General features: G+C 38.5%; 31 protein-coding genes. 22 read left to right on the forward strand and 9 right to left on the reverse strand.

Annotated features, from left to right (window positions below; translation table 11 throughout):
• Window positions 1-117 precede the first annotated feature (117 nt).
• Window positions 118-1,008, reverse strand: a complete 891-nt coding sequence (locus CSV77_RS09590) for a catalase (RefSeq protein ID WP_099673242.1) — start codon at window positions 1,006-1,008, stop codon at window positions 118-120.
• 111 nt (window positions 1,009-1,119) lie between these two features.
• Here CSV77_RS09590 and CSV77_RS09595 point away from each other — a divergent pair, with 111 nt between their 5' ends.
• On the forward strand, window positions 1,120-1,671 hold the full coding sequence (locus tag CSV77_RS09595; RefSeq protein WP_099673243.1) for a YusW family protein: 552 nt from the start codon (window positions 1,120-1,122) through the stop codon (window positions 1,669-1,671).
• Window positions 1,672-1,753: 82 nt separating this feature from the next.
• Here CSV77_RS09595 and CSV77_RS09600 read toward each other — a convergent pair whose 3' ends face one another.
• Complete coding sequence (locus CSV77_RS09600) at window positions 1,754-2,098, reverse strand: DUF3899 domain-containing protein (protein WP_099673244.1); 345 nt, start codon at window positions 2,096-2,098, stop codon at window positions 1,754-1,756.
• A 191-nt stretch (window positions 2,099-2,289) separates the two neighbouring features.
• Between CSV77_RS09600 and CSV77_RS09605 the strand changes: the two genes are divergently transcribed.
• The 6 genes from CSV77_RS09605 (at window position 2,290) to ytvA (ending at window position 9,085) form a co-directional block, all read left to right on the forward strand.
• Window positions 2,290-4,020, forward strand: coding sequence for a peptide ABC transporter substrate-binding protein (locus tag CSV77_RS09605; protein ID WP_099673245.1), 1,731 nt, complete (start codon window positions 2,290-2,292; stop codon window positions 4,018-4,020).
• 170 nt (window positions 4,021-4,190) lie between these two features.
• Entirely contained in the window at window positions 4,191-5,123 is a 933-nt protein-coding gene (opp3b, locus tag CSV77_RS09610; RefSeq protein WP_099631891.1) for an oligopeptide ABC transporter permease, read from the forward strand.
• Window positions 5,123-6,148, forward strand: coding sequence for an oligopeptide ABC transporter permease (opp3C, locus tag CSV77_RS09615; protein ID WP_099673246.1), 1,026 nt, complete (start codon window positions 5,123-5,125; stop codon window positions 6,146-6,148). Before opp3b ends, opp3C begins: the two co-directional genes overlap by 1 nt.
• Before the next feature lie 15 nt (window positions 6,149-6,163).
• Window positions 6,164-7,228: an ABC transporter ATP-binding protein gene (locus tag CSV77_RS09620; protein WP_099631893.1), complete on the forward strand. Its 1,065-nt coding sequence runs from the start codon at window positions 6,164-6,166 to the stop codon at window positions 7,226-7,228.
• A complete protein-coding gene (locus CSV77_RS09625; RefSeq protein ID WP_099673247.1) occupies window positions 7,228-8,160 on the forward strand; it encodes an ABC transporter ATP-binding protein in 933 nt (310 codons plus the stop codon). The genes CSV77_RS09620 and CSV77_RS09625 overlap by 1 nt, the downstream gene beginning before the upstream one ends.
• Window positions 8,161-8,302: 142 nt before the next feature.
• Window positions 8,303-9,085, forward strand: a complete 783-nt coding sequence (gene ytvA, locus CSV77_RS09630) for a YtvA family blue-light photoreceptor (RefSeq protein WP_099673248.1) — start codon at window positions 8,303-8,305, stop codon at window positions 9,083-9,085.
• A 45-nt stretch (window positions 9,086-9,130) separates the two neighbouring features.
• Here ytvA and CSV77_RS09635 read toward each other — a convergent pair whose 3' ends face one another.
• Window positions 9,131-9,619, reverse strand: a complete 489-nt coding sequence (locus tag CSV77_RS09635; protein WP_099673249.1) for a DinB family protein — start codon at window positions 9,617-9,619, stop codon at window positions 9,131-9,133.
• Window positions 9,620-9,697: 78 nt separating this feature from the next.
• Between CSV77_RS09635 and CSV77_RS09640 the strand changes: the two genes are divergently transcribed.
• The 6 genes from CSV77_RS09640 to CSV77_RS09665 all read left to right on the forward strand — a co-directional run bounded on the left by CSV77_RS09640 (window position 9,698) and on the right by CSV77_RS09665 (window position 14,188).
• Entirely contained in the window at window positions 9,698-10,336 is a 639-nt protein-coding gene (locus CSV77_RS09640) for a pentapeptide repeat-containing protein (protein ID WP_099673250.1), read from the forward strand.
• A 164-nt stretch (window positions 10,337-10,500) separates the two neighbouring features.
• Window positions 10,501-11,055, forward strand: a complete 555-nt coding sequence (locus CSV77_RS09645; protein WP_099673251.1) for a GNAT family N-acetyltransferase — start codon at window positions 10,501-10,503, stop codon at window positions 11,053-11,055.
• A 91-nt stretch (window positions 11,056-11,146) separates the two neighbouring features.
• Window positions 11,147-11,812, forward strand: a complete 666-nt coding sequence (gene msrA / locus CSV77_RS09650) for a peptide-methionine (S)-S-oxide reductase MsrA (RefSeq protein WP_099673252.1) — start codon at window positions 11,147-11,149, stop codon at window positions 11,810-11,812.
• A 96-nt stretch (window positions 11,813-11,908) separates the two neighbouring features.
• Window positions 11,909-13,081 carry an MFS transporter gene (locus CSV77_RS09655; RefSeq protein WP_099636515.1) on the forward strand — a complete coding sequence of 391 codons (1,173 nt, stop codon included), beginning with the start codon at window positions 11,909-11,911 and terminating at the stop codon, window positions 13,079-13,081.
• Between the two features lie 11 nt (window positions 13,082-13,092).
• Window positions 13,093-13,683 carry a histidine phosphatase family protein gene (locus CSV77_RS09660; protein WP_099673253.1) on the forward strand — a complete coding sequence of 197 codons (591 nt, stop codon included), beginning with the start codon at window positions 13,093-13,095 and terminating at the stop codon, window positions 13,681-13,683.
• Window positions 13,667-14,188 carry a YcxB family protein gene (locus CSV77_RS09665; RefSeq protein WP_099673254.1) on the forward strand — a complete coding sequence of 174 codons (522 nt, stop codon included), beginning with the start codon at window positions 13,667-13,669 and terminating at the stop codon, window positions 14,186-14,188. Before CSV77_RS09660 ends, CSV77_RS09665 begins: the two co-directional genes overlap by 17 nt.
• 409 nt (window positions 14,189-14,597) lie before the next feature.
• On the opposite strand, the gene CSV77_RS09670 is transcribed toward CSV77_RS09665, so the two are convergent.
• Window positions 14,598-14,789: a hypothetical protein gene (locus CSV77_RS09670; RefSeq protein WP_099631903.1), complete on the reverse strand. Its 192-nt coding sequence runs from the start codon at window positions 14,787-14,789 to the stop codon at window positions 14,598-14,600.
• Between the two features lie 127 nt (window positions 14,790-14,916).
• Between CSV77_RS09670 and CSV77_RS16915 the strand changes: the two genes are divergently transcribed.
• The 4 genes from CSV77_RS16915 to CSV77_RS17365 all read left to right on the forward strand — a co-directional run bounded on the left by CSV77_RS16915 (window position 14,917) and on the right by CSV77_RS17365 (window position 18,095).
• Window positions 14,917-15,066 (forward strand): hypothetical protein, encoded by a 150-nt coding sequence (locus tag CSV77_RS16915; RefSeq protein ID WP_158231669.1) that lies wholly within the window; start codon window positions 14,917-14,919, stop codon window positions 15,064-15,066.
• Between the two features lie 508 nt (window positions 15,067-15,574).
• The gene (locus tag CSV77_RS09680) at window positions 15,575-16,396 is read left to right on the forward strand and encodes a Cof-type HAD-IIB family hydrolase (protein ID WP_233212213.1); all 822 of its coding nucleotides are present in this window, start codon (window positions 15,575-15,577) and stop codon (window positions 16,394-16,396) included.
• 141 nt (window positions 16,397-16,537) lie between these two features.
• Complete coding sequence (locus tag CSV77_RS09685) at window positions 16,538-17,074, forward strand: acyl-CoA thioesterase (RefSeq protein ID WP_099631905.1); 537 nt, start codon at window positions 16,538-16,540, stop codon at window positions 17,072-17,074.
• A 238-nt stretch (window positions 17,075-17,312) separates the two neighbouring features.
• Window positions 17,313-18,095: an ASCH domain-containing protein gene (locus CSV77_RS17365; protein ID WP_099673256.1), complete on the forward strand. Its 783-nt coding sequence runs from the start codon at window positions 17,313-17,315 to the stop codon at window positions 18,093-18,095.
• A 112-nt stretch (window positions 18,096-18,207) separates the two neighbouring features.
• Here the strand turns inward: CSV77_RS17365 and CSV77_RS09695 are convergent, their stop codons facing one another.
• Window positions 18,208-18,918, reverse strand: a complete 711-nt coding sequence (locus CSV77_RS09695) for a YczE/YyaS/YitT family protein (RefSeq protein ID WP_099673257.1) — start codon at window positions 18,916-18,918, stop codon at window positions 18,208-18,210.
• Window positions 18,919-19,039: 121 nt separating this feature from the next.
• On the opposite strand from CSV77_RS09695, the gene CSV77_RS09700 reads away from it, so the two are divergent.
• Window positions 19,040-19,945: a LysR family transcriptional regulator gene (locus CSV77_RS09700; protein WP_099673258.1), complete on the forward strand. Its 906-nt coding sequence runs from the start codon at window positions 19,040-19,042 to the stop codon at window positions 19,943-19,945.
• A 238-nt stretch (window positions 19,946-20,183) separates the two neighbouring features.
• On the opposite strand, the gene tatA is transcribed toward CSV77_RS09700, so the two are convergent.
• Window positions 20,184-20,396: a twin-arginine translocase TatA/TatE family subunit gene (gene tatA, locus CSV77_RS09705; RefSeq protein WP_099631908.1), complete on the reverse strand. Its 213-nt coding sequence runs from the start codon at window positions 20,394-20,396 to the stop codon at window positions 20,184-20,186.
• A 178-nt stretch (window positions 20,397-20,574) separates the two neighbouring features.
• On the opposite strand from tatA, the gene CSV77_RS09710 reads away from it, so the two are divergent.
• From CSV77_RS09710 to CSV77_RS09720, 3 genes are read left to right on the forward strand one after another with little or no spacing between them, the layout of a single operon-like run.
• Window positions 20,575-21,948, forward strand: a complete 1,374-nt coding sequence (locus CSV77_RS09710; RefSeq protein ID WP_233212214.1) for a spore germination protein — start codon at window positions 20,575-20,577, stop codon at window positions 21,946-21,948.
• Window positions 21,945-23,042 (forward strand): GerAB/ArcD/ProY family transporter, encoded by a 1,098-nt coding sequence (locus CSV77_RS09715; protein WP_099673259.1) that lies wholly within the window; start codon window positions 21,945-21,947, stop codon window positions 23,040-23,042. The genes CSV77_RS09710 and CSV77_RS09715 overlap by 4 nt, the downstream gene beginning before the upstream one ends.
• Complete coding sequence (locus tag CSV77_RS09720) at window positions 23,039-24,163, forward strand: Ger(x)C family spore germination protein (RefSeq protein WP_099673260.1); 1,125 nt, start codon at window positions 23,039-23,041, stop codon at window positions 24,161-24,163. Before CSV77_RS09715 ends, CSV77_RS09720 begins: the two co-directional genes overlap by 4 nt.
• A gap of 64 nt (window positions 24,164-24,227) precedes the next feature.
• Here CSV77_RS09720 and CSV77_RS16920 read toward each other — a convergent pair whose 3' ends face one another.
• From CSV77_RS16920 to CSV77_RS09730, 3 genes are all read right to left on the reverse strand, one after another.
• Window positions 24,228-24,392 carry a hypothetical protein gene (locus CSV77_RS16920; protein ID WP_158232059.1) on the reverse strand — a complete coding sequence of 55 codons (165 nt, stop codon included), beginning with the start codon at window positions 24,390-24,392 and terminating at the stop codon, window positions 24,228-24,230.
• Window positions 24,393-24,522: 130 nt separating this feature from the next.
• Complete coding sequence (locus CSV77_RS09725; protein WP_099631911.1) at window positions 24,523-25,020, reverse strand: DUF3231 family protein; 498 nt, start codon at window positions 25,018-25,020, stop codon at window positions 24,523-24,525.
• A gap of 66 nt (window positions 25,021-25,086) precedes the next feature.
• Window positions 25,087-25,572 carry an antibiotic biosynthesis monooxygenase family protein gene (locus tag CSV77_RS09730; protein WP_304442354.1) on the reverse strand — a complete coding sequence of 162 codons (486 nt, stop codon included), beginning with the start codon at window positions 25,570-25,572 and terminating at the stop codon, window positions 25,087-25,089.
• Window positions 25,573-25,724: 152 nt separating this feature from the next.
• Between CSV77_RS09730 and CSV77_RS09735 the strand changes: the two genes are divergently transcribed.
• A complete protein-coding gene (locus CSV77_RS09735) occupies window positions 25,725-26,048 on the forward strand; it encodes a four-helix bundle copper-binding protein (protein WP_099673261.1) in 324 nt (107 codons plus the stop codon).
• Window positions 26,049-26,074: the final 26 nt, after the last annotated feature.

Raw genomic sequence — 26,074 nt, forward strand, 5'->3', positions numbered from 1 at the left:
CGCCATTATTCATGAATGTATGTTTGCAAACTTGGTCTGAATAGGATGACTAAAATGGTAGTGTCGAAAAATATGCTGTTAAAACTTGTATAATTTTTAATTAAAGTTTTCATCTTTTTACCTAACGCCACGTCGCTTGGCAGATTCAGCATATGCTTTGGAACGAAAATGTAATATTGGGTCGTCACTGCATTCTATTCCTTCTATAGTGACTGTTGGATCAAAGATGAAGGACTCTGCGTTATCTGCACGAAGAGATTTCAGTGTCAGGATTCCTGCTTCAATTTTTTCTCGATCATCGGGCCAGGCGATAGTAGGATCATCAATTGCATCTCCTGGTTCGGCGAATTGTATGAGTAAGCGAAAACGTATAGACTGATCTAGTTTAACCTTATGAATGAGTTCATTTTCCATAGAGTTGTTGACATTCCCATCATCATTTTGCGGAAGAGGTTGCCATTCAAATCGGACAGCTTGTCTTTGCAACTCCTCATTTCTCAAATAATATGCATGGATAGAATAGTAATGGAGAGACTCGAAATTACGAAAAGGTTGTAGTTCTTTTATAATGGAACCAAATGCTTTGTACTCTGTATCATGTATCAGTGCATCTATTCGTTGTGACCATGTACTGCTAGAATCGAATGCCTGTATCAGACGAATAAAGGAATCTGGAGTTTTACTGATGAAGATCGGTATATTGGCCATAGTCAAATTTGTGAAAGTACCATCAAATAACTGAAAACGCACTGCCATTCCTTTAACTGGATTCAATTGCTCATTTGACTTTCGGCTTGGAGAACTGTGAGAAAAACGTACAACGGCTGGAACTTCTGTTTGCTGTAGATGAGCAGCGGTTGTCCAAGGTACAGCAGCCCCGGTTGGTTGGAAAGTCGCATCAAATGCAACGCCAATTGCGTGTGCACGTCGTAAATGACTTTCTGTATTCACCGCTGATTCAATAGAATCAACAGCTTCTTTAGCAGTTAAGGAACTTTGATGATTCATTTAAAATCACTCCTTTACGTACAACATACCCTTCATTAATTAAAACTAAGCGATTAAAAAATAGAAATTGGGGTATTAATAAAAGTATGACAACTTTAGGAGGAATAGTATATGAATCGTATGTTACTAACTGGAATATCTGTCATGGCACTCAGCCTCGCAGCATGTGGTACTGATACAACGAATGACGCTGCGGAAGAAAATTCAGGCACAACACCGCCTGTGGAACAACCTTTAGAGCCTGCAACTGATGATACTAACAAAAACTCTGCCGACGAAGGTAACACAGACGCTGTACAACAATCAGATTCTGCGACGGATAATATGAAAGCAGATATGGATAAACTTTCATTTGAAGAAATCAAGATAGAGGTTTCGTACAGTGGAGATAAAGAATACGAAGCAGAAATTGAACAAGACAAAAACGAACCAATTGAAGCGAAAGTGGAAGATGAGGTAAATGACGTATACCTAAAAAATCAAGAAGCATTTGATGATTTATACCCTAAGGTTAAACAACTCGATTTGACAAAAGATAGCACAAACCAGGAAGCGATTGATCAAGTGCTGAAAGTCTTTGGCTTGGATGCAAATTACGAGAAGATTGAAGTGGAAATTAAATTTAATGATGGAAGTAAATTAGACGTAGAAGAACGTAAATAACTCCGAAAAGAGCCTTTCCTTAAGGAAGGGCTCTTTTAATGTGGAAAATAATAGACCTAAGGTGTTCTGTCAGGATTAAAAATTATAAATAGTATACCAGAAGCGCAACAATCATCAAAAGAAAAGTTGGGATACCAGCGGTGAAAAACCATGCCGGACTCATTGATATCGTCTCAGATGGGGCCCGCATCGAATCTAGCGCTTCCCTCTGGCCTTTCAAAGCAAAGACCTTTCGTGTACTCTTCATGAAAAAGTCAAAAGAGCCTGTACGGATAATGAATACCAATGCACCGATAAATAGCAGAAACCCACTGACGAAAAAGGAGACATTAATATAGCCGAGTAGCGAAATTTTATCGTATACTGAATAAACGGAAATAACAATTACTAATTGAGATAGTAGAAATACAATAATATTACGTTTCATATGGAATCCTTCTTTTCATTTATAGAGTGAGTAACTACTTTCTATCATACTAGATATATATTAAAATGTGTAGAATCTTCCATAATGGTTCAAAATTACGACAATAGTGTTGTTAGCGTTTACATCTATACATTTTTCTTGTATAATGAAAAAGCTAGGACTACAAAAACATCAAAGGGGAGGTCAACAATTTGAAGAGAAGTAAGTGGCTTATATTAATGGCACTAACATTAGTCTTAAGTATGTTCTTAGCTGCATGTGGCGGTTCGAAAAACGAAGAGAAGCCAGCAGCAGACGGAGACGACAAGGACAAAGATGCAGCAACTGAAGAAAAAAAGCATGCCAAAGACGAAGATGGAGAGCCGGATGCAGAACAGGTTCTTTACTTGTCAGAACGCGCAGCTATTCCTTCTGTTGATTCTTCAATCGTAGAAGATCAAGTAGGCTTCAATGTATTAAACAATATCAATGAAGGTTTATATCGTTTAAACCAAGATAATATTGCAGAACCTGCAATGGCTGCTGAAGAAGCAAAGGTAAGTGAAGATGGATTGACATATACATTCAAACTTCGCGATGCAATGTGGGCTGATGAAACACCTGTAACAGCAAACGATTTCGTTTATGCTTGGCAGCGTGCAATTGATCCCGCAACTGGTTCACCTTATGGACCATTCATGATGTCTGGCGTAGTGAAAAATGCGACAGCAATCTCTGAAGAAAAAATGGAAGTGTCTGAGCTTGGAGTTAAAGCTGTGGATGAAAAGACGTTTGAAGTAACACTGGAGCGTCCAGTACCATATTTCTTGTCACTTATGTCATTCGGAACTTTCTATCCCCTTAAAGAAGAATTCGTTGCTTCTAAAGAGGATGCATTTGCAACAAACTCTGATAACCTTCTTTCAAATGGACCATTCGTTTTAACTAAATGGGATGGAACTGGCGATAGCTGGACTTATGTTAAGAACGAACACTACTGGGATGCAGAAAACGTAAAGCTTGATGAAATTCATGTAAACGTAGTAAAAGACCCTGCAACTGCAGTAAAACTTTACCAGGATGGAAAATTGGATCGGGCAGAAATGTCTGGTGATCTCGCTCAGCAATATCGCGATGATGAAGAAGCCGTGGTTCAACCAGAAACGTCTGTATTCTATTTCAAGTTTAATCAAGAGCGGGATGGTAAAGAAACACCACTTGCTAATGTGAATATCCGTAAAGCTATTGCTAAAGCTTTCGAAAAGGAAGACATGGCAGATGTAGTACTAGCTAACGGTTCATTAGCAGCAAACTTCTTAGTACCAACGAACTTTGCATTTGATGAAAATGAAAAAGACTTCCGTGAGTTGAGCGGTGACCACTTGGAGTACAATGTGGAAGAAGCACAAGATTACTGGAAAAAAGGCCTTGAAGAACTAGGCGTTGAATCTCTTGATCTTGAAATTCTTGGCGGAGATACAGAAGCTTCCAAGAAAATGGACGAGTATTTCAAGTCTCAACTGGAAGGTAACCTGGAAGGTCTAAAAATTTCTTTGAAAGAAGTACCATTCTCTGTACGTTTGGATTTAGATGGTAATCAAGACTATGATATTCAAGTATCAGGTTGGGGACCAGACTTCCAAGATCCGATTTCATTCATGGATTTATTCGTAACAGATGGTACAAACAACTTAATGTCTTACTCTAATCCTGAGTACGATAAATTGATTGAAGATTCAAAAGGCGAATTGGCTCTTAAACCAGAAGAGCGTTATGAAGCATTCGCAAAAGCTGAGAAAATTCTACTTGATGAAGACGCTGCGATTGCACCAATTTATCAACGTGGTTTGATTTTCTTGCATAAACCTTACTTTAAGGGCTTAGTGGATCATCCATTTGGAGCAGACTATAGCTATAAGTGGGCATACATTTCAGGTAAATAATTGTAATGTAGTAACGATTTGAGTTTAATAGAGGAGAGTATATGGGGTAGATATCTATATACTCTCTTTTTAGTAACGGTAAATAGTTTCAATATTTAATTTATTGTCGAAAAATGTCAAGTGGTTACTTGCATAATAAGTAAGATACTCTTTTGGAGGTGTAACGTACCGTGGTTAAGTATATTGGAAAACGCATCGTATATATGTTCATAACGCTGTTTTTAATTGCAACGGCCTCTTTTTTCCTTATGCAGACATTGCCAGGTTCACCGATCGCTTCTTACAACAAGTTGAATGATACACAAAAAGCAATTGTTGAAAAGAAGTATGGAATCGATAAGCCTAAGCCTGTGCAGTATGCAATCTATATGAAAAATTTAGCAAAAGGTGATTTGGGTACGTCGTTTGTATTTAAAGGGAAGAGTGTCAACGATTTATTGGCTACAAGATTGAAACCTTCTTTAATCTTGGGAGCGCAAGCGATGGTCTTCGGGACTATAGTTGGAATCCTGCTAGGTATGCTTGCCGCATTGAAGCATAATACATTTTGGGATTACGGAAGCACCTTTTTTGCGATACTCGGTATTTCCATTCCGTCCTTTGTATTTGCGTCATTGCTACAATATTGGATTGCTTCAGAGTGGCATCTATTACCGGTCGGATTGTGGAATGACGGTTGGAAATCTAGTGTCCTGCCATCGCTTGCACTCGCTATGGGGCCACTTGCCCTATCCGCGCGCTTTATACGGACTGAGATGATAGAAGTACTGAATTCAGATTATATTATGTTGGCTAAAGCGAAAGGTGCCAATGGTTTCGAAATTGCTTTCAAACACGCATTCCGAAACGCATTAATTCCTTTGATTACAGTTCTCGGGCCATTGGCAGCTGGTTTGGTGACGGGTTCACTTGTTGTAGAACAAATTTTTGCTATTCCAGGAATAGGTGAACAGTTCGTATCGTCTATCATGACGAATGATCACGCTACGATCATGGGTACGACATTATTATTCTCGGCTTTCCTTATTGTAGTTATTTTTATTGTGGATATTTTATACGGGGTTATCGATCCACGTATCCGCGTGTCTGGAGGTAAGGGATAATGCGCAATGAAAATGAAGAAGAAAAATTAACGCCAGAAGATTTTGAGCGAGTGACCATCGACGCGCATCATTCCGAACGGATAGAGAAACCGAGTTTGAGTTTCTGGCAAGATGCATGGTTGGGTCTCCGTAAAAATAAGGCAGCTATTGTCAGTATGGTCGTTCTTTTATTAGTTTTACTCATGGCACTAATAGGTCCTTATTTAAATGGACATGCGGGTGATTCGCAAAACCTACGCCATGCAAACTTACCACCTAAAATTCCGGGTATTGAAGCAACAGGATTTTTTGATGGGGATGGTAAGCTAGCAGGGAAGACTGTCAATTTATACGAAATGAAAAAAGTTGATGAATATTATTGGTTTGGTACAGATGGACTCGGTCGTGACTTGTTTACGAGACTATGGGAAGGTACTCGTGTTTCACTATTCATCGCATTCGTAGCCGCGGCGATTGATATGGTTATAGGTGTCGCATACGGAGGGATTTCTGGATACTTCGGTGGACGTACAGATGATATCATGCAACGCGTTGTCGAGATCTTGATTGGAATTCCTACATTAATTGTCGTTATTTTGATGATTATGATTATGGACCCTGGAATAACCGCCATCATTGTCGCGATCACCATAACGGGTTGGATAGGAATGTCACGTATTGTCCGTGCTCAGACATTGAAATATAAATCACAGGAATTCGTATTGGCATCACGTACGCTAGGCGCCAAAGATGGAAAAATTATTACGAAACACTTACTGCCGAACATGCTAGGGATCATCATCATCAATACGATGTTCACGATTCCAAATGCGATTTTCTTTGAAGCATTCTTGAGCTTCATCGGAATCGGACTCCAGCCACCAGCAGCTTCATTAGGTACATTGATCAACGACGGATACAAAGTGATGGAGAATCAGCCATACGTATTATTGTTCCCGGCCATTGTCATTAGTGTTCTTATGATTGCATTTAACTTGATAGGTGACGGACTGCGCGATGCACTAGATCCTAAAATGAAAGATTAAGAGGAGGAGAGCAAGTTGACAAAAATATTAGAAGTAAAAGACCTCGAGCTTTCCTTCCACACATTTGCTGGTGAAGTGAAAGCGATTCGTGGCGTTAACTTTGATTTACATAAAGGGGAAACGCTCGCTATCGTAGGTGAGTCGGGATCAGGTAAATCTGTTACGACGAAATCAATCATGCGGCTTCTTCCTGAATCAAGTGCTGAATATAAGAATGGTGAAATTCTATTTGAAGGAAGAGATTTAACGAAAATTCCTGAAAAAAATATGCAAAAGATTCGTGGAAAAGATATATCGATGATTTTCCAGGATCCAATGACTTCATTAAATCCAACTATGACCATTGGAAGACAAATCATGGAGCCGATCTTAAAACATCAGAAGCTAAATAAATCAGCTGCACGTAAACAGACGATTGAATTATTGAATCTGGTCGGTATACCGAATGCGGAAAATCGGTACAAGATGTACCCTCACCAATTTTCTGGTGGACAGCGTCAGCGAATCGTTATTGCGATTGCGCTTGCATGCAATCCGAAAGTATTGATTGCAGATGAGCCGACAACAGCACTGGATGTCACGATTCAAGCGCAGATTCTCGAGCTGATGAAAGACATTCAGAAGAAGACGGATACTTCTATCATATTTATCACGCATGACCTTGGTGTAGTAGCAAACGTTGCCGATCGAGTAGCTGTTATGTATGGTGGTCGAATCGTTGAAATCGGTACAGTGGATGAAATCTTCTATAATCCACAACATCCTTATACATGGGGCTTACTAAGTTCAATGCCGTCTATGGATTTAGAAGATCAAAAGCTGTATGCGATTCCCGGCACACCTCCTGATTTATTAAATCCTCCAAAAGGTGATGCATTTGCGTTGCGAAGTGAATATGCAATGAAGATCGACATGGAGCGTCAGCCTCCCTTCTTCAAAGTGAGCGATACACATTACGCAGCGACATGGTTATTGCATTCTCAGGCACCACAGGTTGAACCGCCTGCCCTTATTATTGAGCGTATGAAAACATTTAAAGGTAGCCGGTACTATGTTGATCAGACGGGAGGTACTGTGTGATGTCAGACAATTTAATTGAAGTACGTAACCTTAAACAATTTTTTAATGCAGGGAAATCTACTGAAGTCCGTGCGATAGATGATATTAGTTTCACTATAAAACGTGGAGAAACATTTGGTTTAGTAGGGGAGTCAGGTTGCGGTAAATCCACAACAGGGCGTACAATGATCCGATTATATGATGCGACAGCGGGTCAAGTTCTCTATAATGGTGTAGATGTACACGCACCAAAAAGTAAAAAGGAAAATCACGAACTGAATAGAAAGATGCAAATGATTTTCCAAGATCCATATGCTTCTTTGAATCCTCGGATGAAAGTTTTGGATATTATTGCAGAAGGACTAGATATACATGGTTTAGTAAAAGGTAAAACGGATAGAAAGCAACGGGTAATTGATTTGCTTGAGATTGTTGGCTTAAACCGTGAACATGCTGAGCGTTATCCGCATGAGTTCTCAGGCGGTCAGCGTCAGCGTATCGGAATTGCACGTGCATTAGCCGTGGAGCCTGAATTTATCATTGCGGATGAACCGATATCTGCACTAGACGTTTCAATCCAAGCGCAAGTCGTCAACTTGTTGAAAGAATTGCAGGTAGAAAAAGGGCTGACATATTTATTTATTGCTCATGATCTATCGATGGTTAAATACATTTCCGATCGTATTGGCGTGATGTACTTTGGCAAACTGGTGGAGATGGCTCCAGCGGATGAATTATATCGAAATCCAATGCATGCTTACACAAAATCTTTGCTGTCAGCGATTCCACTACCGGACCCAATTTATGAACGTTCCCGTGTGCGCCACCCGTATAACCCGAAGGACCATCAATATGGACCTGACGAAAAAGTGGAATTTCGTGAAGTGGCTCCTGAACATTTTGTATTATGTTCAGAGAAAGAACTTGCTGAGATGCAAGCTACACATGTATAAAACAACATCCCTCTGATTTGCAAGTATCAGAGGGATGTTTCTTTTTATCATAGTAAAGCCAACGATGATTCAGATGATTTGTATGTTTTATGAAGTAATATGCTACTATTAAAATAATAAATAACATATGAATTGATAGGATGTGTTTAAAATAAAGAAATTAACGGCGGCGGTTCAAAGTCAATTGATGGAAGCGATCATTAATGGTAGTAGAGTTGGAGCTTTGGTAACGGATGATTCGAAAGATGATAATCCAATAATTTTTGCTAACAAAACATTCGAAACGATGACAGGGTATACTCAAGAAGAAGTACTTGGGCGTAATTGTAGATTTCTTCAAGGTAAGGATACAGATCCTAGTACAGTCTCGAAAATTAGAAAAGCGGTTTCAGAAAGAACACCTCTTACAATCGTATTGAAAAACTATAAAAAAGACGGTACGTTATTTTGGAATCGACTCAGTCTTCGTCCAACCGTTATTGATGGGGTACCATATTGTATTGGTACACAGACAGACGTTTCTGTACAATACAGACAAATAGAAGAGCTACATACAAAGGATCATGAAATAGAACAACTCATGTTACCCATCATGAGAATTTACGATAATCTAGCGGCTGTTTCATTAATTGGTGAAATGACTGAAGAACGTTTTAATTTATTAATTACGAAGCTTAGTGACTACGTTCACTTAAATGAAGTAGATCATGTAATGATTGATATAACGGGTTTATATTGGCAACAAGGAACTTCGATTGATCGGTTGCTAGAAATCCAACAAGTATTAAAGCTTATGGGATGTCAACTTTATATTACAGGCATCTCGCCAGATCTCGCACAAAAATTAGCGTCAGCTAAAGATCCTCAGCAAATATTAAAAACCTTTTCAAGTATTCAGCAAGCAATTTACTATATTCAGCGATAGAGAAAAGACCTCTACCATAACGCAACGTTATGGCAGAGGTCTTTATCAGATACCGAGTTGTTCTTTTACTTCTCTAATCTGTTCAATATGGCGCAGTTCATGATAGCCGACAAATGGAATCCACTGCGTAAGACTCATTTCACCAAAAACAGGATGGGGATAGGACTTTACTGCTAATTGATCTTCTGTTGCGTTTTCAGCTATATCATGTAAAGCCGAATGAGTAGCAGAAAGCTTGCTTTTCAAGTCATGGAGAGTAGAAAAATCTGAAGTTGGTGTCACGAAATCAGGCGCATCGACTTTTTTAGAACGATCCACAGTAAGTTGAATCGGCTTCACCGTGGTAATGTTCTGATCGTCGTTAGAAAGCTTAGTCTGAATGATTTTAGCCACGCTACCTTCCATTAAGTACAGATGTTGTATAATTTGTTTAATAGACCATCTGTTTTCAGCTGGTTTTCGATTAATCACTTCATCTGACAAGTCTTCTACGTGCGCAAAAAGCTCCTTACGTGCTTGATCATTAATTTCCATAATGGTCACCCCTTCTAATTATAGTACCACTCGTAACACGAGAAATCTTTTATAAAAGCTTGAGGAGGAGATCTACTTATGAAAATAAATCAACCTAAAATACCCGAGCATTTAACGTCGGGACAGTTACAAGACCTGCTTCACGAAGAGGATCCATTCTTGCATAACACAAGTATTGTCGATTCGCGAATAGATGGGCAAACAATTGAACGTGCGCAATTAACAAGTATGCTCATTAGGAATTCCAGCTTTCAAGGAGCAATTTTACCAGAGCTATTTGCTACAGATGTTCGATTTGAAAACTGTGATTTCTCCAATGCAGACTTGACGGGTATTAGTATTCACCGTGTGAGTTTTCATAATTGCAAAATGTTGGGTGTTAACTTTACAAATGCCCGATTCACGGATGTGTTATTTGAGGAGTGTATATGCAATCTCTCTGCATTTGTCCATTCAAGATGGGAAAGCGTGTGGTTCGATACCTGCCAAGTGAAAGATGCGGACTTCTTCGATTGCAAACTAAAAAAGACATACTTTATAGAGTGTAATCTGGATGCTGCAAGCTTTGATGAGACACCTCTAAAAGGAGTGGAGATCAACACTTCAGAATTCGAGAGCATGACAGTATCTATAAAAGATTTGGATGGTTGTGTCGTGTCCTCTATGCAGGCGATTCAATTTGCTGCCATGTTGGGATTAGATATTCGTGATGAATAGAGCGACGTAATTAGGTATTAAAAATACTCATGAAAAATAAGATATCATATACTAACCCTCTTCTAATTATGCTAAAAAGCTCCGGTGGTTTTTCCGACAGCTGTAAAGCCAGGGTATAGTGAATGTTCACGGAATAGATTGACGGCTATTAAAGGAGCTATGCTATGTTTGTACATCAAGTGACAGAGGATATTTCATTGAAACTGGTAGGACAGAAAGACGCAGAAGCATTATTCGCTCTTGTAGATGGATCAAGGGAGTACTTACGTGAGTGGTTGCCGTGGGTTGATTCCATGACGGATGTGAATCAGTATGGTTCAATCATAAATGCGTGGCTACGACAATTCGCTGAAGAAGATGGATTCCAGGCAGGGATACTATATAAAGGAGCTCTGGCAGGTTTTGCAGGATTCCATTCAGTTAACTATACAAATAGGCAAACGAGTATTGGTTATTGGCTAGCTCAAGATTATCAAGGAATAGGTATAATGACAGCGGTGGTGTCTGCGCTGGTAGATTATGCATTTGAAGAATATGACCTACACCGTGTAGAAATTCGATGTGGTACGGAGAATAAAAGAAGTCGGGCAGTTCCTGAGCGATTAGGATTTAAGAAAGAGGGAGTCATTCGTGACGGCGAGTTTTTATATGACCATTATCATGATTTAATCGTATACGGTATGCTAGAAGATGAGTGGGGAAAGTGTAAAAAAATATAATACGTTTCATACAGAGTCCTTCTAAAAATGGACTCTGTTTTTTATGAAATAATAACGAGTATAGTACAATGAACATAAAGGGGGGATCGCCATGATAACCACTACTGAAATAGATGAAGAGCTAACGAAGAACAGAGTGTTGAACACCGCGACATTTGGAATGGGATGTTTTTGGGGACCTGAAGCGCGCTTTGGCAGCTTGCCAGGTGTCATTAGAACACGTGTAGGATACACAGGCGGAACTACGCCAGCGCCAACATACCAGACGATGGAAGATCATACTGAAACGATAGAAATTGATTATGACCCGACGAGTATTTCTTACGAGGAAATACTTCTACATTTTTGGCGTAATCATTATCCAAACCGTGATCAATACAAAGGGCAACAATATGTTTCATCATTGCGCTATCACAACCTGCAACAAAAACAGATAATCGGTTTAGTCAAGAGGGAAATGGAGATAAAGCTTGGAGAACCAATTGAAACGGAAATCACCCCATTAGGCCATTTTACATTAGCTGAGAACCGCCATCAGAAATATTATTTGAAGCGTTATCCGAATGTATTGGAGCAGTTACATTCATTATATCCTTCTGCAGAGTCGCTGATCCATTCTACATTTGCGGCAAGATTGAATGGATTCGTTAAAGGTTTTGGAACACGTGATCAAATTGTGACTGAGATAGAAAGCTGGCCATTACATGAAAATGCACGACAACAACTCGTTCAGCAGTTCTTGAAAATAAAGTGGTGAAATCACTAAAATTCCGAATCTTTTCTTCTTGTAACTTTATTCTGTGGTTGCTATGATATTCCAATATCAACTTAGAATGAGCGTAGGAGAGAGTAGATGAAAAAGGAAACCATCACGTTAGGTCTGCTACTGACCAATTTACTAATAGCATTTTTGGGAATTGGATTAGTTATACCAGTTATGCCAAGTTTAATGAATGAATTACATATATCGGGTACAGTGGTTGGCTATATGTTCGCGACTTTTGCGATGGCCCAACTGCTTGTTTCACCTTTTTCAGGAAGATGGGTAGATACAGTTGGTCGAAAAAAAATGATTGTCGTTGGGTTAATCATTTTTAGTTCTTCCGAATTCTTGTTCGGGATTGGACAGACCTTGCCGGTATTATTTGCATCCAGGATTCTAGGCGGGATTAGTGCGGCTTTCATTATGCCAGCTGTTACTGCCTTTATTGCAGATATTACAACAATGGAAACTCGTTCAAAGGCATTAGGCTTTATGTCCGCTGCCATATCTACGGGATTTATATTAGGTCCAGGGATTGGCGGATTTCTAGCGATATATGGTACTCGGGTTCCTTTCTTCTTTGCGGGGGGACTCGCTCTGTTTGCAGCGATCTTTTCCTTTATTGCATTGCGTGAACCGGAACGTTATCGAGAATCGGTAGCGGAGGACGCAACTAAACCGGGATTAAAGCGGATCTTTGCGCGTCATTATTTCATTGTCTTTATTATTATATTGATTTTATCTTTTGGTTTAGCTTCATTTGAATCGATTTTCAGCTTGTTCGTTGATCATAAGTTTGGATTCACACCCAAAGACATTGCGATCATCATTACAGGAGGCGGGTTAGTCGGAGCAGTTGCACAAGTCGTATTATTCGACAAGCTTGCGAGAACGATAGGGGAGAAACGTCTAATCTTATTCTGTTTAGTTTTTTCGTCCGTTTTAGTTTTTCTGACAACGTTCGTTCAAAGTTATTTTTCCGTACTGGCCGTTACAATGATTATCTTTGTAGGGTTTGATTTGATACGACCAGCAGCAACCTCTTATTTGTCAAAAATTGCGGGAAATGAACAGGGATTTGTCGGTGGTATGAACTCGATGTTTACGAGTATTGGAAATGTATTTGGTCCAATCATCGGTGGAGCATTATTTGATGTCGATGTAGATTATCCGTTCTATTTTGGAGCATTTGTATTATTACTTGGTGTAGTGTTGAATTATATCTGGATCAAAAGAACGCCATCTTTCAGACCTACTATTTAGGGGGGATTGATTTGACCATTATTGGTTTTGTACGGCATGGTGTGACTGCTTGGAATAAAGAAGGGCGTGCACAAGGAAGTTCAAATATACCGTTGGATGAAGAAGGCATAGAGACTGCAAAAAAGTTGGCATTGCGCTTGGCAAATGAGGAATGGGACGTCATTTTTACTAGCCCTATGACACGCGCTAGACAGACAGCAGATTTACTTGCTAGGCAGTCGGGTATTGAAGTCGTGGAAGATGATCGACTGCGTGAGCGTAGTGGCGGGTTGATTGAAGGAACGACGGAATCAGAGCGACAGCAGAAGTGGGGACCACAGTGGAGGGAATTAGATTTACAGTTTGAAACGGCGGAAAGTGTTGTAGCGCGAGGTCTTGAATTTGTGAATGAACAGATCGAGAAGAATCGAAATCAACGTCTGATCGTTGTGAGTCATGGTAGTTTTATCAAACGGATCATTGTGGCTTTAATGGAAGATGAAACATATACAGTCAAGATCGATAATACTTCATTGACTATAATAAATATAGAAGAGAAAAGTTGCTTGCTGTTAAATGATACAGCACACCTTGCGGGAGGAATAAATGGAAATCCAGTATGATTTAACGGAACAAGATGTGGTAGCCTTTAATTTGTATCATGTGAAAACTTCTAAAGTCGGTAAAAATTCATTGCAATGGCAGCGGTATATATCGCCGCTAATATTTTTACTGTTTGCATATTTTTTATCTGTTTTTACAGATATGGCGAAAGGTCCATTATTTGCTACATTTGGAGTAACGGCTATTCTGTGGGTGATCTTTTATCCAAAGTATTTTTACTTTCATATTACACGGCAAGTGAGCAAGATGCTTAGGGGCGGTAAGAATGAAGGGCTTGTTGGAGAACACTCTATGAAGATGAATAAAACAGGTATAATAGATCAGACAGCTGTTGGTGAAACAAACGTACAATGGGCTGGCGTGAAACAACTGATAGAAGACACGGATTATTTCTACATATATACGAGTACGGTAAGCGCATATATCATTCCAAAGCGGGATGTATATTCGGTCGAAGGGCTAAAGAGTTATATCCAACAACGGATGATCACGGAAATAGGGTAAATAAAAAAATCAGAGGCTACTGAGCCCCTGATTTTTATTTTCCTAAGTGACGATATTTCCAAAAAGAAATAAGTAATATAAAACCAGATTCAACCGCGATGAATCCGGCGAATAGACGATTTCGCATCTTCACTTGAAATTTATGTTGATCTATATCATGTTGTACGAGATAGGTGTTGATCAATGCAGGTTGCTCTAAAAATGGCGGAGTTTTTGGTGCATAACTGCGGACCTGTCCAACACCGTTTAATACTGGGCATTGGAATTCTATTCTATTCGTAAATGGGTTCTTATCTTTACTCTTTTTCTTTGCCCATTTAACTAAATGAGCTAGTGTGAGAGTAAGTACATCTATTTCGGAAACTAGCAGAACGCTTCATAGGTAGCACTTCTTTCTGCAAAAAAATATTTACTTTTTAGTGGGTTTCATTTCTTTCAATCCAATTCTCATAGCGGCTATAGCACATGTAACATTTAATATAATTGCGATCGCTAAAAACAGCCACTTTAATTTTTCGGGTAAATCGAGAAAGACCGCTAAAAATAAAAATGTGAAGCCGATGACAAGCATGGACAAATAGATAGCCAATTTCTTAGACACAAGTAGTCCACCTTTCCTAAATTCTACCCTTATTGTATCATGAAAAAACAGGTAATTAAAAACGTGTGTTTTTATTTCATGAATCTGGGGAATAATAAAGTTACTTAATCAGACAGGAGTGTGGAAAATGACAAAGAGTTATGCAGATACACCTAAAGATGATAAGGATAAGAGTTCAGCGAAATTAGCTAACGATGCAGCAAAAAAAGCTGAAGAACAAGTAGAAGAAATAAAGAAGGAAGCGAGAGAACAAGTAAAAAAAGAAAATAAGGAATGACAAAAAACGATTATTTCCTCGGAAATAATCGTTTTTTCATCCAATTCATTTATTTTAGCAAATAATGTAACATACGCTCCTTATCATCAAAAAACTGCTTCATGATTTGGTAGTGACTTGTTTCTTCCAGAGGTGTTTCTTGCACACCTTCATCTGTGAATTCGAGGATTATTGCACCAGGAAAGGATAGTAGAATTGGGGAATGTGTTGCAATTATAAACTGTGAGTCTTCACTAACTAAATCGTGAATCCTGCTCAACATAGACAGTTGACGCATTGGTGATAAAGCTGCTTCGGGCCATCCAGTAAGTAAATGCCCATAACCTCCATCTAATACTTCTAAATAAATATACTGTAGAAAAAGAATAACCGGCTATTATGAAAATATTAAATGCATTTTTTTAGCTTTAGCACATGTATGTTGAACTTCCGAGCAACTTCAAGGCATATGTGATCAGTAATTGATAAACTACGAGATAGACAACGAGAAATGAAAGGGGTTTACAAAGTGAATCAAGATAAAAAAATAGTGTTTTTTGATTTAGATGGAACATTAATGAACCATGACAAAACAATTTTAGAATCGACGAAACAATCTCTTTATGCACTACGCGACAAAGGCATATACACTGTAATTTGTACTGGTAGAGCTCCACTTATGTTCAAATGGTTGCTAGAAGAACTTTCGTTTGATTCATATGTTTCCATGAACGGGCAGCATGTGGTACTGGAAGGGGAAGTAATTTACTCGAATCCTATGAAGCCAGAAGTTATACAACAACTTACCGAACTTGCGCATAAACAAGGACATGGATTGACATACTCCACGTTTGAATCGTTCGTGTCGAACGTCGAAGAACATCCTCTTGTTCAGGAAGGAACTGCACGTTTAAAAATACCGTACCCACCTGTAGATCCTAACGTATATTCTCATTCTGTTGTGAATCAAGTGCAAATTTACTCTACTCCAAAGGAAACTGAAAAGTATATGGAGTTATTCAAGGATTATTCCTTTATTAGGTGGGATGAAAACTCCGTAGATATGTTGCCTGAAGGGGCTTCTAAGGCCATCGGTATACAAACAATGCTTGAACATATGGATATCCCTATTGAAAACAGTTATGCATTTGGAGATGGTGCCAATGATATGCAAATGATCGAGACAGTAGGTATTGGGGTAGCAATGGAAAATGCTATACCCGAATTAAAAGAAGTAGCGGATCACGTGACCGCATCTTGTTCAGAAGATGGTATTATGAAAGGCTTGATCAGTTTAGGATTGCTAGAGGAAAAAGATATTCCGTTGCTGCATGAAAGTATGAAGAGGTAATTCAAAAAGTGTGAAAAAACATTCTTGACAGTTCTGTGAACGAAGAGTATATTAAGATGATATACAAAAAAAGAATTGTTTAACTTTTCAAATTACTTATAGAGTAATTTGGTTCACATCTTGGAGGAGGCCATATTTACAATGAAACTAGAAAAGCAGTGTCGGGAATCAAGGGTCGTACGAACGAGCAGAGTATTTCCAAACGATGTAAACAACCATAATACATTGTTTGGTGGACGTTTAATGAGCGATATTGATCAAATTGCATCGATTTCAGCAGCTCGACACAGCAGAGCAGACTGTGTGACGGCATCTATGGATTCCGTAGACTTTCTGTATCCAATCCGTCCTTCCGATTCAGTCTGCTTTGAGTCATATGTGACTTGGACTGGAAAATCTTCCATGGAGATTTTCGTGAAAGTGATTGCGGAAGATTTGGCAACTGGTAATTGTAAAATTGCAGCCACCTCATTGTTAACATTTGTTGCATTGGATGAGAATAAAAAGCCATTGACTGTTCCGCGTGTCATTCCAGAAACCGAAGAAGAAAAATATTTACATGAAACTGCACCACAGCGCGCAGAGATCCGTAGAATGCGTAAACAGCAAAGCAAAGACTTAGCTTCAGTTTTAACGAATAACTATCCATGGCATGATCCTGTACAAGTGAATGCATAAAAATACTCAGTCAACCCGGTTTGACTGAGTATTTTTTAAAATCATGTATAATATGTAACTTAGTGTTCCATACTACTAATAGATAGGACGTTCTCTAATTACTTTTCTTGGAGGATACCTATCTTTTTATTGTCCAAAAATATATTCATCTATGTAAAACGTCTTGCCATAACAAACAATAGTTAATTACAGCTATAATGAGAAGTATCATAAGTAGAGTTAGGGGTTGGATTAGTTTATGGTTAAAATGATTACTGCAGAGGAATTATTCAGGAAGATACAAACTGAACAAGCACTTGTACTAGTAGATGTACGTGCTGAGGATAAATATAATCAATTCCATATCGAAGCTAACACGGTGGAGGATATAAACGTGCCGAAAACGGAAATCTTTATGTTAGATGATGAAGTGGAGAATGTGCTCCCACAGTTATCGAAGAATAGAGAAATGATTATTACGTGTACAACAGGAAATTCTGCAACTAAATGTGCTAACATCCTTTCTAGTAGAGATTACGATGTTACGGTATTGGAAGGCGGAATTACTGCGTGGAAAGAATATATTAGTAAAGAGTCAATTGAGCGGGTATGGGAAGAATTCAAAAGTACACATCCCGATGCGCCTGAACAGTACGTAGCTTGGTCATTTGGTAATTCAAAACAAATGGCGGATGAACTTGCTTCATTGGTAATAGAGGGAACTAAAACGGCGACTTCTTCTAACTACACGCTCTATGAATTAGAAAATGAACCGTTACCAATGGTAGGTCTTCACAATATTATTCTGGATGGCAATGGAATAGCGGTCGCAGTCGTAGAAAATATAGCAGTAAAAGTAGTGCCTTTCAATGAAGTGACGGAAGAACATGCGAATTTGGAGGGTGAAGGGGATCGTTCATTGCGTTATTGGCAAGAAGTTCATGAAAAGTTTTTCACGAATGAATTAAAAGAAGTTAATCAAGATTTCCATCATGAAATACCAGTAGTTTGTGAAACGTTTAAATTGGTGTATAAGAACTAAATCTGTCATGGAGAATGATTGGGCTAACAGTAAGTATAGATAATAGCATTCAATGATAGGAAAAGGAGATGTTAAAGCCGTATTCATTACGACTTTTAACATCTCCTCTTGTTTATGGAAATTGTTGTTGAATAGGTTCAACTCCTTCTTTTTCTTCTATCGTTACATCCTCTTTACTTTTATACACCCAGCTCTGCAGTAATGGCTGGAATCGCGACATCATCTTGCCAAGGATTTTCCCGATAAAGTATGCGGCTAGAATGGTTCCAATCCCAATGGCTCCTAGCGATTGAAGAAATACTAAGCAAATGATACCCGCAAGTGCGACGTTTAGTAAATCACTGGATATTTTCGCTTTGCCAAATTTCATATTAAAACGTTCACTTACAACATAGGTTATTGCATCATAAGGCATTAAAGGCAATCCTGCTGAAAAATAGGCTAACAATCCAGCAGATATAATATATAAACTTATGAAAAGGAATAGATATTTACCTACTAATGTGTCAGGTGTAGGAAGTATCTGCACAATGGCTAATGTAACATCCATGAACAGACCAAATAGAAATACAATAATTAACTGAACAACAAATTCACGTAATCCGATACGTTTTTTATTCAATAGAATCTGCGCGAAAATGAATAAGATGTTTGCAAGTATTGTCGTGATCCCGATTGTCAAATCCGACGTAAGGGAGATCGCGTAAGCTAGTGATGAAACAGGAGAAACTCCAAGGTTAGCCTGGATAGAGAAACTAACGCCCAGAGATAATAAAAATAAACCTATTACATATAGGGTAAGTCGTTTGGAAATATTATTCATCTGGATGAAAACCTCTGCTTTCGATATGTGATTCAATTAATTTTATCACGTAAAGAGAGATATAAATAATATATAATAATTAAAGACGACATATTAAATAGTTTATAACGGAGTGGGAATCATGGATATTAAACAGTTGCATTATTTTAAGGAGATTGTAGACCAAGAAAGTATTTCGAAAGCAGCGCTCATACTACACATTGCTCAACCGCCACTCAGTCAACAATTAAAAAGGCTGGAGACTGAGCTTGGCACAACGTTGATTCACCGCTATCGACAAAAATGGGAGCTGACAGAAACAGGGCACATCCTGTACCAATATGCAAAAAGGTTATTGCGTAGCATGGAAGATGTTAAGAAAGAAATTGAGGAAATTGAAAGTGGCAGTGCAGGCACATTACGTATTGGAGTTTCGTCTGCCTGCTTGAATTTGCTTGTCGACTACATCAGTATATATCGTAAACAGTTTCCGGATATCAAAATCAGCATTGAAAAAGGAAGTTCCGAGGAATTGTTAAAGAAGCTGGATCATAAAGAAATTGAAGTGGCTTTGTTATTACGACTAGAAAATAGTGCACATTGTGATGTATTAGAGTTAAAACAACAGGAATACGTGGTGGTAAGTCCGCGTAGCTGGGGAAATGTTTTTTCGTCTGAGGGCGTTACGTTTCAAGATCTCGCCAAGCATCCTTTTATTATGCTTGCTGCCATGGAAGGACACTCTTACTATGAAAAGATCCTAAAAACTTTTGAAGAAGCGCATACTACTCCTAATATTGTAATGGAAAGCAAAGATCTGACAACTGTTATCGCAATGGTTAGTAAAGGTTTAGGATTTTCTATTATTCCACGTGTAGCATATGCGGTGCCAATGGACCAATTGAAGATTTATGAATTAAAGCAATTTGATTTTCGTGTTGAACCAGTCATGGTTAAGACAAAGAATGAACAAGTTTCTAAAGCAACATCCCAATTTTGGGAGTTAGTAGATTCTGTACATATCAACATTCGCCATGACTCTCGATAACCCGTATGGCTTGATGGCAACTCTAATTGAAGATGTTGGAGGTACAGTGAGATACTTAATGAAACTTTTACTAATACAAACTCTTCCAGTATTAAGCAAGCACGTACCGAAATGAAGTGAATAGGATAAATCAGCAAATATTGTCTTTCATGCTGTATCTGATTGTACCTTAATCTGCATAGAATCATACATGAAAAAGCCAATCACATTAGTGGTTGGCTTTTTCACGTATAGAATATTACTTCACTTGATCTTTAGCATCAACTTGTTGCACTTCTATCTTCTTAGGCTCATCATCGTCATCCATGATGTCTTTTGCCGATTTTTTGAATTCAGATAATGTTTTTCCTACTGCCGAACCAATTTCAGGTAATTTTCGGGGGCCAAACAAAATTAATATAATTACTAAAATAATGATTAAGCCAGGTACTCCAATTGCTGCTAAGTTCATAGGGAATCCTCCTTTCATAGCTTCAAAAAATGTAATCCTCTGTATACCATAACCCATTTGGCATCTAATAAAACACTATTTGAAAATTTAATTGTGGAGGAGTATTCCTCCTCTCTTATGAATAAACTTCCATTCATTGGACAAACTAACAACTAACTTGTTCGATGAGAAAGAAGTGATGAGTATGGATGAAACAACCAGTCATACAGAACCACCTGCATACTTTACCCGTTTGGCTAAACGATTGGAACCCACTTCGGATATAGTGAAAAAAACCTTGAAAAGTAAAGATCGAATCGTGCATTTGCTATATTTGAAAAGTGTAGTGGATATTATGCAACTACAAGAAATTGTAGTAAAACCTTTCTATGAGATGTCAGCAGATCAGAATTTTGCGGAGTATATTTTTTCATTACCTTATGAAACCAAGATGCCAACTGGAGATGAAGAGGTTCTTATAGAAATTACGAAGGGTAATGTTTTTGTCATGATTGACAAGCAAATAACGTTACTTGAGTTAAAAGTGGTAGCTGCCAATGCAGTGCAAGAAGCCATTATGGAACCTACAATTCACGGTCCTCAACTCGGACTCAGTGAGAGTATAGAGACGAATATTAATCTAATGCGGCAACGTTATCACAAGCCATCCTTGACTGTTGAACCGATCCAATTAGAAGATGTTTCGAATCGGGATATTGCATTAATTTACGATGGAGAAAAAGTAAATCTTCAACTGCTAAAGAAAATTAGAAAACGTATTCTGACCTTGGATGTAGAACTAGTTCAAGCAAGTGGAGATTTACAATATTACTTGAACAATAAAAAATACAGCTTGTTTCCAACGAGCCTTCTGACTGAGCGACCGGATCGGATTCTTCATAATGTGGCGGGTGGAAAAGTCATTATCTTAGTAGATGGAAGCCCTCACGCAATTATTGCTCCTACAACATTCTTTGATTTTATGCTATCGATGGAAGATGCATATTATTCCTTTTGGGTAGTAACGCTTATACGATTTCTTCGATATGCGGGATTGTTTACATGTATAATGCTGCCAGCTATATATGTTGGCGTCACATCGTATACACCGGAAGTCCTCAGATCTGAACTTGCGCTAACAGTGGCAGCGAGCAGGATTGGTGTTCCGTACCCATCATTTATTGAAGTGTTTTTCATGTTGATATTTATCGAACTACTGACAGAAGCTAGTATGCGGTTGCCCAATAGCATAAGCGCTACGGCTACAACAGTTGGAGGATTAATTCTTGGAACCGCGGCAGTAGAAGCTGCATTGACTTCGAACATCATGGTTATCGTCGTCTCACTTGTAGCGATTTCCACATTTGTTATCCCAATCAGTGAAATGAATTATGCTGTTCGAGTCTGCCGTTTTTTACTATTGGTATATACGACGTTGTTTGGTATTGCAGGTATGATGCTTGGAATGCTTGGGCTGTTGTTGTATTTGGTAAACAAAGACAGTTTCGGAGAGCCGTATTTACGAATGTTTTGGAAGAATAGACGAGAAGAATTAGAGGCGGATGATTCATGAGCAGGTTTGTCTATTTTTTACTCATATCCAACATGATTGCCAATCTTATTGCTTCCAGTCCGAGAATCTTATTCGGGAAAAGTGAAGAAGGGGCGATTGTCACGATGATCATCGCACTGTTTTTTGGGGTATTTATCAACTGGGTATTAATCACTTTCTTTAAAGCATTTCCAGGGAAGAGTTTACCACAAATTTTATCGCTATATTTATCGAAGTGGATAGCAATTCCTACATTATTTATCCTGGGAATTGTTTGGTATGTTTCAGGTATGCAGACACTGATTACATATATAGATATTCTTTTACGATTTATAACACCTGAAATGTCTGTTTATTTAATAATTGCGATGTTCATACCGGTGATTACTTTTGGAGTAATCATGCAAAGTCGAAATATATTATTTACACTTGAATTGGTGTTTGTTTTGTCGTTTCCTGTTGCTGCATATTACGTAGTCAAACTCTATTTTTCTGAACAGGTCAGTTGGGATCATGTGGCGATTGCGATGACTTTTATCGATAACCCACCGGATTATACAGTGTTTTCTACGATGACGTATTTATTCGTTGGAGCTTTTGATATCATAATTTTCAACTCGCTCCTAAAGAAAAAAATGACTTTCGGTATTAAACAAGCACTAATGATATTTATTTTGGGAGCATTTGCGATTTTCACTACTTACTTTATACCAATTGGCGTTTTAGGATTTGATCAAGTGGAAAGTATCCTGTACCCATGGATTCTGACTAGTGACTCTATTCGAATGAAGTTCGGGGTAATTGAGCGCGTAATATTTATCTTTTTGCTACTATTGTTAGCGATTGCCTTTTTAAATATTACAATTCATTGGCATGTCGCTTGTAAATTATTTCAGAGTGCGTTTGGTATAGAACAATTGAAAATAAAGTTGCGTGAAAAAATCAGCCTTGGAATAGTGGTTGTAGTATTCTGGTCCATTGCAATCTATACAACATTAAAAGTAACCGAATACGATCTATTTCTCTATAGTAAGTATTACTTTAATTCGATACCCATTATATTAATTGGTCTGATGGTTCTTATGCTTGTAGTGAATAGGAGGGCGAAGGCTTGAAATTCCTCTCATTAGGTAAATGGATTCTGGTGGTTTTATGCATCAGTGGTATGTTAATACAATATGGCTGTGCTTTTAAAGATATAGATAAACGCCTTTTTGTGTCTGCGATTGGGATTGATCCTGCGGAAAATGTAGAAAATGGATATAAAGTAACAGTGAAGGTGGCTTTGCCCTTTGGCGCTATTAAAGATTCCGCTAAGCCGAGTTTTGCGTACCTTTCACGTGAAGGACATTCAATAGGCGAAGCGATTCGTATGCTGGAGACACATATAGACAAGGTGTTAGAACTTGGTCATATGAAAACAATTATTGTTCATGAAAAACTTCTGAGAAATGATATGCAAACTTTTATGGATTATTTTATTCGACGCGGTGATATCCAATTAATCTCATATGTTGCAGGGGCCAGACCTTCTGCCGAAACTATTCTAAAAGTCGAGCCCAAAACTGAAGCGCCAGCATCAGTTGCTTTAATCAACTTTTTTGGAGCAACAGCGAATGATAGTCCGTATGTCGTGACGACTTTTTTGTTTCAATTGCGAAGAGATATACTCGCAGATGGTATTAATCCTGTTCTACCATTAATTGAGACGAATGAAAAAGGTGATGAATTAATAGTAAATCATTCTGTAGTAGTTGATGGGAGAGAAGATCCCACTGTTTTGTCAACTATTGAAACGAAATACTTCAATTCATTATTGAAAAATTCAACAGGACTTACCTATCTAGTCAAAAAAGGAAGCCTCGAGTTATTATTGAATATTAGCCAAAGTAAAATGACCTATCAATTTGTACCGAGGGAAGGAAGCGGAGCGCCACGTGCGATAGATATGCATATTGTGATGAAAGGAATTATAGGTGAATCCAATAAAGATTTATCTATTGCCAAGTTGGATGAGTATAATCAATTGGCCTCAAAAGAAGTGAAACAAAAAATCCTGCACTTTCTAATTAAAATGCAAGAGGAGAATCTAGACCCATTTGGCTTTGGTTTACATTACCGTACTACACGGTTGTATACAGAAGATCTATTTACTGCGTGGCAAAAAGCATACCCCGATATAGAATTTAAAGTTACTGTGGAAGTCAAACTACAAGGAACAGGAACAATAGAATAATTAGTAGAACAACGTCATCACAGTATGGGATGACGTTGTTCTACTAGGTTTTATGAAGGTCTTTTTACCTTCTATGATTACGTCTCTCTTGGTTTTCTAGGTTAGCGGGTTGCCGGCGTTTCTGATCGAAGGTAAACTCCTCACCAAACTCCGTACTATCTAGCCGCTGGAGTCGCTGATACTGTACAGGTTGTTCTTGTTGTTTTCTCTTAGGCTTACGATTCTTCATGTGTATACTCATCCTTCCTTATGATGAAATGATTTTTCCCATAGTTAGAATGAGCACAACCACAGAACCTATTCATAATAAGAAAAAAACTTCATCGAGCATATACACGCTCGGTGAAGTTATGTGATAATCAGTTTAAATGCAATGGCGGAGGGATAATCCAACCTTTTGATTTATTCAAGCTCAGCAACTTGGCACCAAATGCAACTTTCTCCATATGACACTTTGCAAACATGGCTGCAACGTCTTCACGTAGACATTGACCCATAGCCATACTACAAGAAACGAGTCCTTGTCCAACATTAATAGAAATAGCGCCGCTGATTTCAGGGTCCATAAAGCGTGCGCCTGCAGGAATATCTTCAGCATTTGCTTTCGGTCTTTCCGGAAGTGCAGGTGGCGGTGTGATGCCATTTGCTTTCAGTACTTTACCGAACTCTTTATTTTCAGCCTTCATCATCTTAATTGCTTCTTCAAGTAGACGAATAAGATCCTCATCTTCTGCGTGATTGACGAAAGCCTCATAGCCACTGATCAGACCGTTATTTGCACCCATAAACGCCCAGATAGCAGTGATTTCACCGTAATGCATAGGTTGATCTTTTGGATTACCATCTAAAATACCCACAAAAACACTCTCCTCATTATTATTTTCACTTCAAGAGTAGTCTTTGCAGATATCGCTTATTTATACTTACTTTTTATATGTTGTAACAAATGAAGGTCCTGAGAAAATATTAGGACGCTGATCAACACCATCTTCTGTACCGCGTTTCGCATGCGCTTTACCGTAAGCCTGAGACTCTTGCCAATTTTTAAAGGATTGTTCGTCTTCCCACATAGTCAAAATCACATAGGTGCCAGAGTGTACGGGTCGCAATACACGGATCGCTATGAAACCTGGTTCCGCTTCTATTAGACGTGCGCGGTTATTAAAGCGCTGTTCAAAAGTCTCTCTACCTTCTTCAGTTACAGGAATATTGTTTAATACAGCGAAACGACCAGATGGTAAATCTCCGCTTTGATCCAAAACATCGTATTCGACGGCATGGTCAAGAGTGGTCGTTTCTGCTTCTTGAAGTACAAGCACTTCTTCATCATTATTCATTAATGACGCACGGGCTTCTTCTGGTAAGTTACCTGCTTCTTCTAGTGGACCTGTCCATTTAAATAGTTTCAATACAAACACCTCATCTTTTTCTATTTTGTTAATTACTATGTATTATAGCTGAAAAATGAAAATGCTTTCAATGAATAAGGAAACAGTGAAGTTGGTTTGAGATTAAAATAAAAGGGGAGAATAAGAAACAAAATACTTTTGGAGGCGATTTAATGAACCCAAAATATGACGATGTATTGGCTATATTAGAGGATTGTGTAAAGACGTGTAATCATTGTTTCGATGCATGTCTAAAAAAAGAAGACGTTCGTATGATGGCCGATTGTATTCGACTTGATCGAGAGTGTGCAGATATTTGTTCATATACGATCCAGGCGATTACTCGACAGAGTCCGTTTACAGATAAAATCTTGCAGCTATGTGCGGAAGTATGTGTGCGGTGTGCAGAAGAATGTGGTAAACACGATCATGATCACTGCAAGCAGTGTGCTGAAGCATGCCGCAACTGTGCGGAAGCTTGTCGCAATGTAGCTTAATTTCTTATATAAAGATAAAACACCTT

Source organism: Sporosarcina sp. P16b (genome assembly GCF_002743065.1).
Lineage (GTDB): Bacteria > Bacillota > Bacilli > Bacillales_A > Planococcaceae > Sporosarcina.